The organism is Paenibacillus terrigena DSM 21567 (genome assembly GCF_000374845.1).
In the GTDB taxonomy this organism is placed as follows: Bacteria; Bacillota; Bacilli; order Paenibacillales; family Paenibacillaceae; genus Paenibacillus_K; species Paenibacillus_K terrigena.
The window spans coordinates 94,690-107,077 of sequence record NZ_KB895423.1 but is presented as its reverse complement, the minus strand read 5'-3'; the positions used below and the strand labels follow the sequence as shown (position 1 = coordinate 107,077).

The window sequence follows — 12,388 nt, the reverse complement described above, 5'->3', positions numbered from 1 at the left end:
ACTTCTTAACCCAAACGAGCACCTGACATTTACTACGTATATTCAATTGCTTCGCTACTTCTCGAGAACTTACCCCTGACTCATAAAGTCGAATGGCTTCGTTTTTTAATTGTTCCGTGTATTGGATGAATACTTGTCCCTTTTTTGCCATGAAAAATCCCCTCCGGTTGCAGCTTTCAAGTCCATTGTACCAGTGGACTTTTCTTCACTGTCAACCATAAGGGGATAATATCATTTCCGCGGCTCCATAGCATATACTAATCATTTAATCCCTTTCCGTCGAGGATTTGCGGGATATATTTTTCAACCCGTGACTCTCGCGTTTTGAATTGTTTGGGTGCTGAAAAATGCAGAATGTACGCTCTTTGCCGTCCCGGCGTCAAGGCTTCGAAAGCCGATTTCAATTCGGGGATTTCAACGAATTTATTTTGTAATTCTTCAGGCATGACGTATTCCGTATTCTTTTTTAAGTTCACTTGCAAACCGGCTTTCTCAACTTCAATGGCTTCATCAATATATTCAGTCAAGATAAGCTGCATCTCATCTATTTCTTGAACGTTGGTGAACCGAATCTGGCGCGCCGCTTGCACATTCTCCGTTTGTTGGATGAGGATCCCATGGGGATCTTTTAACAACACGCCTTTGTGAAACAATAGCGCGCAATAGTCCTTAAACCCATGGATCAGAACGATATTTTTATCGTCAAACGTGTAACAAGGATGCATCCACTTAAAATCCTCGGTCAGCCCGCAGTCAAGAACGATTTCTCGGAGCAGCTCGAATTCTTCCTTCCACTTCTTAAGCTTGTTAAAATAGGGATCAATCTTAGAATTCCTTTCACCTTTTATCATCAAGGAACACCCCTCTGTTATTTTTCTATCATTCAATTGTATCTCATTATAATCGTCTTGTTATAAACAGAAAATACTTTCTCGTTTTCCATGAGGTGCTTCGACTCAAGCAAGGTTAGATATCATCATCGTTATGCGGTTATTATTCCAATGCCTTTCAAGCTCGCTCACCATATAGGCATCTCCTTAAAGTTTGCGGCTCTTCGGACGTAGCGCCCACGAAGCAGGTTTCGTTGTTTTGAGCTACGGTACATCTACTGATCAATTTCATGAATAAGTGAGATAACAGGAAGGTCTGCTTCTCGTACGTCCATTAAGGATGGTTTTTTTATTTCCGCCAAAATGTTGAACAGTCTGCCTTATCCAAAATATTAAACTCGATCATTTTCTCAAGTAATGTGAAATCAACTGGACGATCCCACCGAATACGCACTAACTCCTTGGTGTGATCATATCCAGCCTGCACAATTTCATCAGAAAAATGAGTAATCCCCGCCCTCTCAGGGGCAACAGCCAAATGAGGTTTGGCTACACTAAAGCCAATGATAAATGTGTCGTGATCAGTAAACATAGGCTGATTCCAGGCAATTTTTGGCATTAAATTCGGAAAATTTATATGTACCCATGTCAAAACTTCTTCCGTTCGGGCCCTATGTTGTGGATGATCAATATGTGCTAAATACTCTGCGAAAACTTCCATGTTGTTCCCTCCCAAAAAATGAAATCGTTCAGATCAATAGCCAGCAAGCCTTAGCAAATCCTCTATGTCATCATACTGCAGAACTCTAGCCAAAGAACCAATCGCCTCCTTGGTGGGTACCCTCTCATCATTCACCATGGACTGGATGAGCGAATAGCTGATTCCGCTTTTTTCTGCCAGCTTGCGAAGCGTCATATTCTGCTGCTTACGTAATTGTTCAATCGTCTGCCCGAATGTCATTTTTTCTCCCCCCAAATATAGATGAACTTGTAATACAATTGTGATACCATGGGGTCTCTCGTCATCGTATGAATAGACAGTTCAGGCTGGTAACCTGAAATCCCCCTTAAGTTCTTCTTAACACCATTGTAGCTGCCCCTTCCTCATCTTTGCAATGTACATGATTTGTCCCGTGTGACTGGGCAAATGTCTGAATTGATGCAGAAGAATTTCTAAAATGGAGGCTTGATTGTCTAATGCGCCGTTAAAGTCTGGAAAATTTAGATAAGGTTGTTCGAGTGACTTTTCAGGTTTTGCTTTCAATTTGACAGTTCCAATGCTTTCTCTTTGGACATTTGCAGTCCGCGTTCGAATTCTTTACTCCTATCTTCAATATTACGTTAGGTGCAAGGGGGTGGAAAATAATATTTATCGGCTAGTAGCACATAACAAACTAAGAAGCCGCCATTTTGGCGACTTCTTTAAAGGAATTATTAGTCTAAGCGGATTTAACGTTTACTTCAAGTATAGTCCCGTAATCGACTGCTCAGCATGGATGATCTGTGGAGGTGTGCCCTCGAACACCACCTGGCCGCCCCTGCTACCTCCGTCCGGTCCCATATCGATGATCCAATCCGCATGGCTGATCACACCGATGTTGTGCTCGATGACGATCACCGTATTGCCAGCATCGACAAGGCGGTTCATGATTTCCAGAAGGTGACCGATATCTGACATATGCAGGCCGGTCGTCGGCTCGTCCATCACGTAGATGCTGCCTTTTTTGTGAAGCTCGCTTGCCAGCTTGATACGTTGGCACTCTCCACCTGATAGTGTACTGAGTGGCTGGCCGAGCGTAATATAGTTCAGCCCCACATCGCTCATCGCCTGGAGCTTGCGTACAACCTCTTTTAGCTGGAAAAATTCCAATGCCTGCTCCACCGTCATCTCAAGCACATCTGCGATAGACTTACCGTTCAGTTTGTATGCGAGTACCTCTTCCTTAAATCTCTTCCCTCCGCATACTTCGCATGGCAGCTTCACGCTTTCGAAGAATGAAAGGTCCAAGTACACTACGCCCAGCCCTTGACAGTTTTCGCAAGCCCCCTTGGAGTTGAAGCTGAACAAGCTTGGGCTCACCTTGTTCGCGGAAGCAAACGCTTTGCGGACATCATCCAGTATGCCCGTGTAGGTTGCGGGATTCGAGCGTGTCGACACGCCAATCGCTGATTGGTCGATGACGATCGCATCTGGATGCTGGCTCAGGAATACGTCGTTAATTAGGGTGCTCTTACCCGAGCCGGCGACGCCGGTAACGACTGTCAGCACTCCGGTTGGAATATCTACGCTCACGTTCTGCAAGTTGTGCAGCTTGGCGTTCTTGATGGACAGCTTGCCGGATGGGTGCCTGCAATCATTCTTTAGTTGTAGCGGCCGTTTCATATGAGTGCCTGTCAATGTACCTGACTCCAGCAGACCTGGGTAGCTTCCTTCATACACAATGTTACCTCCTCGGCTGCCGGCATAAGGCCCAACGTCAATGATATGATCCGCCACCTTGATGACATCGGGATCATGCTCGACGACAAGCACGGTATTGCCTTTGTCGCGCAGCTTCTGAAGGAATTCATTTAGCCGATGTACATCGCGGGGGTGGAGGCCAACGCTGGGCTCATCGAAAATGTAAGTGACATCCACCAGACTCCCACTCAGATGCTTCACCATTTTGACGCGCTGCGACTCGCCGCCGGATAAGGTATCCGTCTCGCGGTCCAGCGTCAAGTAGTCAAGTCCGATATCCACCAGATGCTGCAGCCGCTCCTTCAGAGACTTGACCATCGGCGCGGCGGCAGCATCGTCAATCTCCCGAATGGCGTGGATGAGTTGTCCGACCTCCATGGAGGACAGCTCCGCAATGTTGTGTCCATGGATCCTGCAGCCTAGTGCGGCTTGACTGAGTCTCGCACCGTGACAGCTGGAGCAGGGACCCTCGGAGATATACGGCGCAACGGTTTGTTGCGTGCGTTCGGACTTCGTCTTTACGTCCTGCTTGATGTATTTGTTGGTGAACTTCTCGATGACGCCTTCCACGGTAATATTCGTTGCCTTCCCGGCGAAATCCATCTTCACTTTCCTTGCCTTGCCGTACAGCAGCTGCTCTATGTCTTCATCCGAGTAATCGCTGAGCTTCTTATCGGGATCGTAGGAACCCGACTGTACAAGCATGTTCCATTCCCAGCCGTTCACCGTATAGCCCGGCAGCATAATTGCCCCTTCATTTAACGACTTGGACATGTCTACCGCTTTGTCCATGACGACGCAAAGACTGCGGCCGATCCCGTTGCATTCGAGACACATGCCTTGCGGATCGTTAAACGAGAACATGTTCGCTCCTCCAACATAGGGCTGTCCTACTCGTGAGAAAAGAAGTCGGAGAATGGGAGAAATATCGGTAATGGTGCCCATTGTGGAATGGGAACCCCCGCCCAACCGCTTCTGATCGACAATAACAGCCATGCTCAGGTTCTCGATCGCGTCCGCATCCGGCTGCGGATATTTGGGCAGGAAAGTGCGCACGAACATGCTGAAGTTCTCATTCAGCAATCTCGTGGATTCTGCAGCGATCGTATCGAAGACGATCGATGACTTGCCGGACCCGGATACGCCGGTGAAGATTGTAATCTTCCGCTTTGGAATGCGCAAGGATACGTTCTTGAGATTGTTTTCCCTCGCACCCGAGATGACGATATGCTCCTGATTAGAGTCACTCATGCATAACATCCTTCCGATCGTGTTATTTTTTACTCATATTACATGGTTAGCATTCTTAGAAATGTCCGAAGTAGACACAAACCGGCTGCAAACGACATGCAGCCGGTTTATGTTGTTTCGGGTAAAGCAGGTTTTAAGATCTACCTACCGAATGCGATTAGTCCTCCAACGCTTGCTCAAACCCTTTGAACCAATTACTCCAGCCATACTTAGCGCCTCCAAGGGCTTGCTCATTGGAGATACCGGTTTGTTCGAGATGAAGATTCACCTTACCGTCTCCTAAATCCTGCAGCGTCCAGGTAACCGTGTGCTTCTCCCCGCTTTCCCACGTATAAGACAACTGGTGTGGTTCTTCCACGGTAAGCACTTCGCCTTCAATAATGCCATTCCACCATTCGCTTGGCTGCGTGCGGAATTGAAAACGATATCCTACAACGGGCTTGAAGTCATTCTCCATCGGCTGACCGGTTTGATTGTTGACTACCCACTTCGCAAGCTTATTGGAATCGGTTAAAGCGGCCCACACCTTCTCGATTGATGACGTATACTGAAAATCTAATGATAATGTTAAACTCATTCTTCTTCCTCCTCTAATAGTTGGTTCAAGCGCATCATATTCGTAAGCCAGAATTTTCTGTAGAAACCCACCCAATCTTGAACTTCTTTGAGAGGTTCGGCGTTTAGCCTAAATCGTGTTTCTCTGCCGACTTTACGGTCAAGCACTAATCCGGCTTCTTTCAGGATTGTCAAATGCTTGGATACCGCTGTGCGGCCCATTTGAAACTGTGTCGTTAACTCATGAAGCGGTAGCTCCTCTGCCTCTGCTAATAGCTGAATCAGTCGGCGCCTCGTTGGATCTGCAATTGCATCAAACACATCCCGCATCTGATTGTTCTCGGTCACAACACCCTCTCCAATATCTTAATTCTGTAGTAGACTGCTATAAGCTAATTAGACACCTTTTAGTGACGCTTTGATTATAAGACACCATTTGGTGTCGTGTCAACTGTGTTCCGAACTGAGAAAAAAGTTTTTTTCATCGTTTGTTACGTAGCAACTACATGTTGCATGTCTTCATTGCTTTCTAAAAAGCCTACCCGTTCCACATGATACAAATCATAGATCTGTTCCGTAAGATTTATCGATTGATATACTTCATGGTTGGTATCATTGGCTAATTTGACATACTGTAGTTTTTCTACTGCTTTTTTCGATCGAATATTTTGTTTACGGATTTTCAAGAATACCGTATCTATATCATGCTCAAGAAACAGTTCTGCAAAAAAGGATTCCTTCGCTCGTTGGTTATATCCTTTTCCAAAATAAGGCGTTCCAATCCATGTGGCCAAGAAGCCTGTTTTATTAACAATATTATATAGATCAATGGTACCAATGGGATGTCCCATCTCGTTAAGAATCGTACTAGAAATACATGTCCTCTGTTCTTCTTCGACGATCAACTGTTTGGTTATGAATAAATACTCTTCATACGATTGGCATTTATAACGAACATAAGGAAAAACGACAGGATCCATCATTAAGTTATACAGTGAATGGCATTCATGCAAATCTCGTTTTTTTAACATTTCATCTATCACCTAGTCCTTTTGATTCGCTATATCAAACAATTTAAGTATATAAAAGGACTTCGGGAGTTATATGAACGCTACGTAATCATTGTGTAAAATTCATCGCAATAAAGAGCATGTTTTGAAAAAAAGATTGATCAAAACATGCTCTTATATAATGTTATCGATTTCCATACAATACTTTCTTAGGATTTATAATGATGATTACAACTGCTGTTACGAAATAAAAAATTGCGTTATACATGATTAAATCAATTAATTTCCCGTTTATAATGCCAATAAAAAAATTAAAGAATTGGTGGATGATGATTGGGATAATTAAATTCTGATTTAAGTTATAAAATGCTGTCATGACGATCTTTATGGATATGATTGCAATCATAAAAAATAGAATATATTTGATTAAATCAATACCCACAAACCCTGTAGTAAACCATATGGGTAGATGCCACAACCCCCACCAAAACCCTATGATTATCGAAGCTTTTAATGGCGAATGCTTCTTTTGGAGCTCAATTTGAGCGAAACCTCTCCACCCTAATTCTTCTCCTAGTGGCCCTGCAAGAAAGCTTTTAAAAAAGAAATAGATCAGCATTCCCCATGAAGATATTGTAAAAATAGAGTCTACTTCACTATTATTAGATACGAGAAACAAAATCATAAGAAATATGAAGACTTGAATCATACTCACAGTAAGAATCACAGAAAATTTAAGTTTATGCTTGAATTTATCTTTTACAAATGGTATAAAACGCTGCCCAGGATAGATTTTTTTAAACAGCGCTGCAAAAGCAATGGTTGAGGACCAAGATGATATACAGAACATGACATCAAAGACCCATGCAGGAAATCCTAACATGCTTATGGCTCCTACAAGACAAAAAAGTGGCCAAAAAATGATGTTGGTTAGTACAATATAACTTGCTACTGGTTTTTTTAGTTTCTTTTCTCTTTTCATGCATAATCCCCGCTTCAAACTAAGTATTTCGTAAATATAATAACGGCCATATTTACTGATACCTTCAGCTTAAACCTAGGGGTAACTCACAGGTCAATACATATCTGCTTTATTTGATAGGTGCATAAATTTCTAGAAATATACGTTCAAGCCCCTCTTCATAAGTGGTAAGTAAGATATTGATATAAACGAGCCCCAAAAGTTCATATCCTTTTTCTAATGCTACTTTTCTTAAACTAGCCTCCACGTTATGATCAATACTTTTTCCACCCGTTGACCATCTTCCATCTTCAATAACGGTATAAATACATTTTGGATGAGATAGAATTTCACCTTCTATTTCTTTAACAACGTCTTCTACTTTTCTTACAACGATAAACTTATCTTCAATAATCCCTTTTTCGTTGAAACATATGACTCTTCTTAAAGATGTTAGAGTAACTGCTCTTTTCAAGCTGTCTGTGTTCTCAAGTAGAGCTTCATATTCATCATACGCAGTAAAATGTTCTAGTTCACCTTTTATTTCTAAAGGCTTCATTTCTTTTACTGTGTATTCTCCTAAAAATTGTTTAATTTTTTCGCAATCTTCTTTTACGATTTGAAGCTTTTTTAAAAGGAGCTTTTTATATTCTATTTCCTCTAAAACCTCTTGTTCTTTTTCTTCTAATAATGATTTTATTCCCTCTATACTCTTACTTTTTCTTAATTCCTGAATTTTTTTGATTTCAATATCCAATTCTCTATAGAAATTTACGGTTGTTATATCATATATATCAAAATGATTATATTTTCTATACCCATTCACAATATTTTGCTTAGGCCTTACTAATTCCTTTTCTTCATAAAATTTTAAGGTATCTCTAGATACACCTAAAAATTTAGCTACTTGTCCAATGGTGTACATAATACTCTCCTTTATCATTGCTGCATGTTCTTTATGATTCGAGATCATTCATGATTCTTTACTTACGCTTGAATAGAAATTTATAATGTTTCCATCTGAGTCTCTAAACCAAAATGAGCGTAGAATGCTATCAGATGAGATACATCTTCAGTTATCAAGCATATTCCACTGAATTTCATGATTCCCTCTATTTTTTATAATTTAACAAATAGGTTGTTATTTTTTGTTACATAAACAGTGCACTTTAATATTAATTTACTTTTATTCAATTTCTGTTTTGATACATGTTTTCCAGTGTGATATTATATATTTAATAAAAGACCAAGTGCGTCGAACACTTGGTCGGTACAATTGGCTTGGATGGTATATTCCCTTCTAAGTCATTCAGGAACGAAAACCCACCTTTGGCTTCTAATCTTTGGGTGGGTTTTTACTTTCTCTTGTTGTTATTATTTATATAGGTTAAAAGAGCAAGGATAAACATTCCAAATAGGAACATAATCGTTATTGCATCTTTTACTTCCATGGCTTCACCTCACCTCCCTTCGAAGGGAAACCATGCCCACCCAAGATTCAATTGTTATCTATATTTTACCTTTTTCCCCACCTACGCACAAGCGTTCTCATATGTTTATATTAGATTCAAAAAGGACATCCCTCGGGGTGTCCTTTTCTTAGGCAATCGAGATGTCTTATTACTCAGCTACTTTACTCCGCTAGCACTTTCAACAATCTGCTCAAGAACACAGCGGTTGCCGCACTCGTCGTATGGCCGCTTGGGTTGATCAAGCCGCTATCTCCTTGGATTAGCCCTTGTTCGATCATGCCTGCAACACGACTTGCTGCATAGTCTGCCACTACTCCGTTAAAACTTTCAACTGTCTACTTAAGAACAATCATATTTCGGTTGTACAATGAGTTTTGACGACATTTTAAGATTAGCCTATTCTATTTAAGAAGCATTATTTCGTAGTATAAAAATGAGGAGTACAACAATGAATAATTTTTATAGCGCGTTAACATATGTAAATGAAATTTTTTATGAACCTAATCACTTAAAAATAAACTCCATACGAGAAGAAACTCAAAATTCAGAATATGGAGCCGGGATATTTCAGCTAGATTCTAAATCGGTAAGATTTAGAGTTGCAAAAATAACACCTACTAAGACTGGACAGTTTGTTGCCTTCTGGGAAAAAGATTTTGATAATAAGAACCAAGCATTTTCATATGAAAACGCTCCTGATTTATTGGTTATTAATACCTTTACTAATAACAATCATGATCTTGGACAATTCGTTTTCCCAAAAGAACTTCTTGTAAACCATAATATTCTTAAAACAGCTACTTCAAAAGGGAAAATGGCAATAAGAGTTTATCCTAGTTGGGATACACCGACTAGTAAACAAGCTATAGCAACACAAAAATGGCAATTACCATATTTCGTTACTATGAACAGTAAAAATAGCTTACAAAGACAAGAACTATTAAAACTATATTTCAACTAAAGAGAGGGGCTTTATTAATTCCCACTTTGAGTAAAGGAGATGCCCCCCTCTCCGTCGTTAAGTAAATATCCTAGTCTTCACGTTTCCGTCATGATACCGCCATTAACATGTAATACTTGCCCCGTTACAAAGGAAGCATCATCCGAGGCCAAATAAATGTAGGTGGGTGCAAGCTCGAATGGCTGTCCGGCGCGTTGCATAGGTGTTTCCAAACCAAATGTTTTTACATATTCGGCAGAATAACTTGATACGATAAGCGGGGTCCAAATCGGGCCTGGTGCCACAGCGTTGACTCTAATGCCTTTGCTAACAAGTTGAAGTGACAATGAACGAGTGAAGGATACAATCGCGCCCTTTGTGGAGGAATAATCGACCTGTTCAATGTAACGGAATAGCGATACTTAGGGTATAAGATTCAAGAGGACATCTATTCTTAATTATTTTCCGGCAATTCTTCTTCTAGCGGTTCTCTTACCATACTTTTGTATTGGGGCTTGCAAACACCGAATTGTTTGTAATTCTCCCTTGCTTGATTCAATGAGATATGGTTTGCTCCTATGCTTATATCGGGCTTAGCATGAGCCACAGCATCAAACTGCCAAAAACATACATCACAAATTTCTACAACAACCTCATCTTCGCTTTCTATAGTGAAATTATCACAACAAGGACATTGTAATCTCTTCATTTTTTCCTCTTCCTCCCTCACTTAGGGGGGGCATATAGTTTTATTTGTTCTTCCCAATATTCAAGCCCATTTGTTGGTTTATAATAAGTTGAAATCCCACCATATTTGTTTATTATTCCAAATTCGTTAGTAGCTGTATCATATCTAAAATATGTGCCTTGTTTTGAATCAAAAGATTTTGTTGTTGAAGTCGGGGGCTTTTCAAGAAAATTTCTTGCACCATTTAGATATTGAGTTTCAGTCGTATAACCAAAGTCATCTTTATGATCGTTAAAGTGTGTTGTCAGAGTACTCCTACCTTGGCCTCTAGTAAAATCAGAATCGGCATTCCTTGTACCTGCATAAGGCTTACCAGGATAATCCGTCCCCGCATCGGCTTTATCCTTATTCGGCGTATCGTCATCCGGTTTATTGGGATCATCCGGATGATTACCCGGCCCTTTGACGTCATTCTTCGGAGGTTTCGGTTTATCCGGAACGTCGATATCCGGCTTCCGGGAACCTAGCTTATCCAGAATCTTGCGCACATAGTGACGCCCTTTACTCCCCAGCCATGTTAGCACTTTACCAAACGGGATTCGGTTAAGAGCAATGTTTATAGCGACGGAAAGCACATTTTCGGGAGTCAGCAGCTTCTTCGGATCACGGATATAGCCGGCAATCTCATGCCCGCTCCCGGCGATTCCCATCCCCGTCGTTACGATACCAAAAGCCGGCCAGAATCCGACGAACAGCAGTGACAAGGCAAGGGCTCCAAGCAGGATCGCACCCTGTTCATACCAATCCAGCCGATCCCACCAATCTTGCAACGAGTCGAACATGCAAGCGAAACATGACGGTTCTCCTCCGCTCGTATGTGCCCCTATGCCTGCGAACAGACCGGCCACGAGAAGAATTATAGCGAGTCCAGTTAACGCCTGGCAAAGAACTTTTACCCGAGCATCGATAGGCTCCTGTCTGCTGGCCGCTTCGTCATTTCCATAAAGCAAATGAAATCCAAGCTCCCTGCGCTCCCGGTAAAATCCGAGCCAATAGATGAATTTCCCCCGGTCCTGACAAAAAGAGCGGGTCATATTCCACAGCTCGGTAAATGGATTAAGAAACGGCTCATTCGGCAGTGACGGAAGGCGGATTCGTATTTTGTTCAACGACCAGTAGTCGGCAAAAATCGATACGGCCAGCATCAATAGGAAGACTGGTTGAGTTTTATAACCACTGCCGGTCCACTCATGAAGCCGGAACACCCAACCCGGCAACTGGTGTTGGCCGTTATATGCCGCGTGATCTAGGATGGACCACAACAAAATGATTACCGGGAACAGAAAAACCCATTTCGTCAGTCTTCTTCGCAGCCGGCAGGCTATTCCGCACGCAAGCGCGATCATAGCGGTATGTACGGGATGACCTACGGCCATTAGCGTCGGAAACAAACTTTCTTCGAAACGCCCGGGAAACAGCGAGAAAAAATCCCAATGGATCGTTTCGCCGCCCAGCCATGTATAGCTGTAGCCGAACTTTTCCGCAAGAGCGCCGGAACTCATCCACCTTCGAGACAACTCCTCCATCAGTTGGAAGCCTACGCCCGTTGCCGCGCCGATAAGCGTGTAATCACTCAAGCTCAAAGCGGACGCTCGACGCGAGAACAACAGGAATATGCCTAGCGGAAGTAGCTTCCATAATTCTTCGAAAATTGGCGTGATCACGGCAATGGACCAAGTGTCGGATGTTTTTCCGCCGAAAAGCACGTGCAGAGCATTGACCGTAAGCGTCGTGAACGGTACGACTAGAAAAACACCAGCCAATACGAACAGAACGATTGGCTTCCACGGCATCGTTTTGCTGCGGCATAGAAACCAAAATTGAAGCAGCACATAAAACGACCATAAATATTGAACCACCATGGTACGCGATTCTTTAACGAAAAACAAGCTTAAAACAAACATGATTAGCGACAACCAGGAATAAATCGTATACATCGTTTTAATAAACGGATATTTCTTAATCCATGCTTGGCAAGTTCGGTGGATGGACTCAAGAAAATCCCGAATTCCGGTTCGAATGGACCAGATCGTATTTATGACGGTCGCCTCCTTTGAAAGCCGATCTTGTTCTAGCGGGACGTCTCCCTTGACTCCGATCAGAAAACCATGGTTACCGATCGATCCAGTAACAACCCGCAACGCAACCTACTTCTCGCGG

At 42.3% G+C, this 12,388-nt stretch carries 14 protein-coding genes and 1 pseudogene; 1 reads left to right on the top strand and 14 read right to left on the bottom strand.

All coding sequences use genetic code 11. The features are described from left to right. Window positions 1-257: 257 nt before the first annotated feature. The 11 genes from C558_RS0125085 to C558_RS33990 form a co-directional block, all read right to left on the bottom strand. Window positions 258-851 (bottom strand): YdeI/OmpD-associated family protein, encoded by a 594-nt coding sequence (locus C558_RS0125085; protein WP_018759058.1) that lies wholly within the window; start codon window positions 849-851, stop codon window positions 258-260. A gap of 328 nt (window positions 852-1,179) precedes the next feature. Beyond that, the gene (locus tag C558_RS0125080; RefSeq protein WP_018759057.1) at window positions 1,180-1,551 is read right to left on the bottom strand and encodes an iron chaperone; all 372 of its coding nucleotides are present in this window, start codon (window positions 1,549-1,551) and stop codon (window positions 1,180-1,182) included. 33 nt (window positions 1,552-1,584) lie between these two features. Further along, window positions 1,585-1,791 (bottom strand): helix-turn-helix domain-containing protein, encoded by a 207-nt coding sequence (locus C558_RS31850; protein WP_018759056.1) that lies wholly within the window; start codon window positions 1,789-1,791, stop codon window positions 1,585-1,587. 495 nt (window positions 1,792-2,286) lie between these two features. Then, window positions 2,287-4,542 carry an ATP-binding cassette domain-containing protein gene (locus C558_RS0125070; RefSeq protein WP_018759055.1) on the bottom strand — a complete coding sequence of 752 codons (2,256 nt, stop codon included), beginning with the start codon at window positions 4,540-4,542 and terminating at the stop codon, window positions 2,287-2,289. Between the two features lie 157 nt (window positions 4,543-4,699). Continuing rightward, window positions 4,700-5,119 carry an SRPBCC family protein gene (locus C558_RS0125065; RefSeq protein WP_018759054.1) on the bottom strand — a complete coding sequence of 140 codons (420 nt, stop codon included), beginning with the start codon at window positions 5,117-5,119 and terminating at the stop codon, window positions 4,700-4,702. After that, a complete protein-coding gene (locus C558_RS0125060; protein WP_018759053.1) occupies window positions 5,116-5,445 on the bottom strand; it encodes an ArsR/SmtB family transcription factor in 330 nt (109 codons plus the stop codon). Before C558_RS0125060 ends, C558_RS0125065 begins: the two co-directional genes overlap by 4 nt. A 143-nt stretch (window positions 5,446-5,588) precedes the next feature. After that, on the bottom strand, window positions 5,589-6,128 hold the full coding sequence (locus C558_RS31845) for a GNAT family N-acetyltransferase (protein WP_018759052.1): 540 nt from the start codon (window positions 6,126-6,128) through the stop codon (window positions 5,589-5,591). Window positions 6,129-6,291: 163 nt separating this feature from the next. Further along, entirely contained in the window at window positions 6,292-7,089 is a 798-nt protein-coding gene (locus C558_RS0125050; RefSeq protein ID WP_018759051.1) for a CPBP family intramembrane glutamic endopeptidase, read from the bottom strand. A gap of 109 nt (window positions 7,090-7,198) precedes the next feature. Next, window positions 7,199-7,993 carry a MerR family transcriptional regulator gene (locus C558_RS0125045; RefSeq protein ID WP_018759050.1) on the bottom strand — a complete coding sequence of 265 codons (795 nt, stop codon included), beginning with the start codon at window positions 7,991-7,993 and terminating at the stop codon, window positions 7,199-7,201. A gap of 430 nt (window positions 7,994-8,423) precedes the next feature. After that, window positions 8,424-8,519 carry a competence inhibitor ComI gene (comI, locus tag C558_RS34825; protein WP_018759049.1) on the bottom strand — a complete coding sequence of 32 codons (96 nt, stop codon included), beginning with the start codon at window positions 8,517-8,519 and terminating at the stop codon, window positions 8,424-8,426. A gap of 182 nt (window positions 8,520-8,701) precedes the next feature. Continuing rightward, window positions 8,702-8,851: a hypothetical protein gene (locus C558_RS33990; protein ID WP_018759048.1), complete on the bottom strand. Its 150-nt coding sequence runs from the start codon at window positions 8,849-8,851 to the stop codon at window positions 8,702-8,704. Between the two features lie 137 nt (window positions 8,852-8,988). On the opposite strand from C558_RS33990, the gene C558_RS0125030 reads away from it, so the two are divergent. Beyond that, the gene (locus C558_RS0125030) at window positions 8,989-9,501 is read left to right on the top strand and encodes a MepB family protein (protein WP_018759047.1); all 513 of its coding nucleotides are present in this window, start codon (window positions 8,989-8,991) and stop codon (window positions 9,499-9,501) included. A 77-nt stretch (window positions 9,502-9,578) separates the two neighbouring features. Here C558_RS0125030 and C558_RS0125025 read toward each other — a convergent pair. From C558_RS0125025 to C558_RS33360, 3 genes and pseudogenes are all read right to left on the bottom strand, one after another. Continuing rightward, window positions 9,579-9,881: pseudogene (locus C558_RS0125025) on the bottom strand (SDR family oxidoreductase); the annotation flags it as partial. A 53-nt stretch (window positions 9,882-9,934) separates the two neighbouring features. Continuing rightward, window positions 9,935-10,189 (bottom strand): CPCC family cysteine-rich protein, encoded by a 255-nt coding sequence (locus C558_RS0125020; RefSeq protein WP_018759045.1) that lies wholly within the window; start codon window positions 10,187-10,189, stop codon window positions 9,935-9,937. Window positions 10,190-10,206: 17 nt separating this feature from the next. Then, window positions 10,207-12,369, bottom strand: a complete 2,163-nt coding sequence (locus C558_RS33360) for a PrsW family glutamic-type intramembrane protease (protein ID WP_018759044.1) — start codon at window positions 12,367-12,369, stop codon at window positions 10,207-10,209. Window positions 12,370-12,388: the final 19 nt, after the last annotated feature.

Excerpts from the sequence above, each read along its gene's own strand:
- C558_RS0125085 (WP_018759058.1), bottom strand. The coding sequence starts at position 851 with ATGATAAAAGGTGAAAGGAATTCTAAGATTGATCCCTATTTTAACAAG.
- C558_RS0125080 (WP_018759057.1), bottom strand. The coding sequence starts at position 1,551 with ATGGAAGTTTTCGCAGAGTATTTAGCACATATTGATCATCCACAACAT.
- C558_RS31850 (WP_018759056.1), bottom strand. The coding sequence starts at position 1,791 with ATGACATTCGGGCAGACGATTGAACAATTACGTAAGCAGCAGAATATG.
- C558_RS0125070 (WP_018759055.1), bottom strand. The coding sequence starts at position 4,542 with ATGAGTGACTCTAATCAGGAGCATATCGTCATCTCGGGTGCGAGGGAA.
- C558_RS0125065 (WP_018759054.1), bottom strand. The coding sequence starts at position 5,119 with ATGAGTTTAACATTATCATTAGATTTTCAGTATACGTCATCAATCGAG.
- C558_RS31845 (WP_018759052.1), bottom strand. The coding sequence starts at position 6,128 with ATGTTAAAAAAACGAGATTTGCATGAATGCCATTCACTGTATAACTTA.
- C558_RS0125050 (WP_018759051.1), bottom strand. The coding sequence starts at position 7,089 with ATGAAAAGAGAAAAGAAACTAAAAAAACCAGTAGCAAGTTATATTGTA.
- C558_RS0125045 (WP_018759050.1), bottom strand. The coding sequence starts at position 7,993 with ATGTACACCATTGGACAAGTAGCTAAATTTTTAGGTGTATCTAGAGAT.
- comI (WP_018759049.1), bottom strand. The coding sequence starts at position 8,519 with ATGGAAGTAAAAGATGCAATAACGATTATGTTCCTATTTGGAATGTTT.
- C558_RS0125030 (WP_018759047.1), top strand. The coding sequence starts at position 8,989 with ATGAATAATTTTTATAGCGCGTTAACATATGTAAATGAAATTTTTTAT.
- C558_RS0125020 (WP_018759045.1), bottom strand. The coding sequence starts at position 10,189 with ATGAAGAGATTACAATGTCCTTGTTGTGATAATTTCACTATAGAAAGC.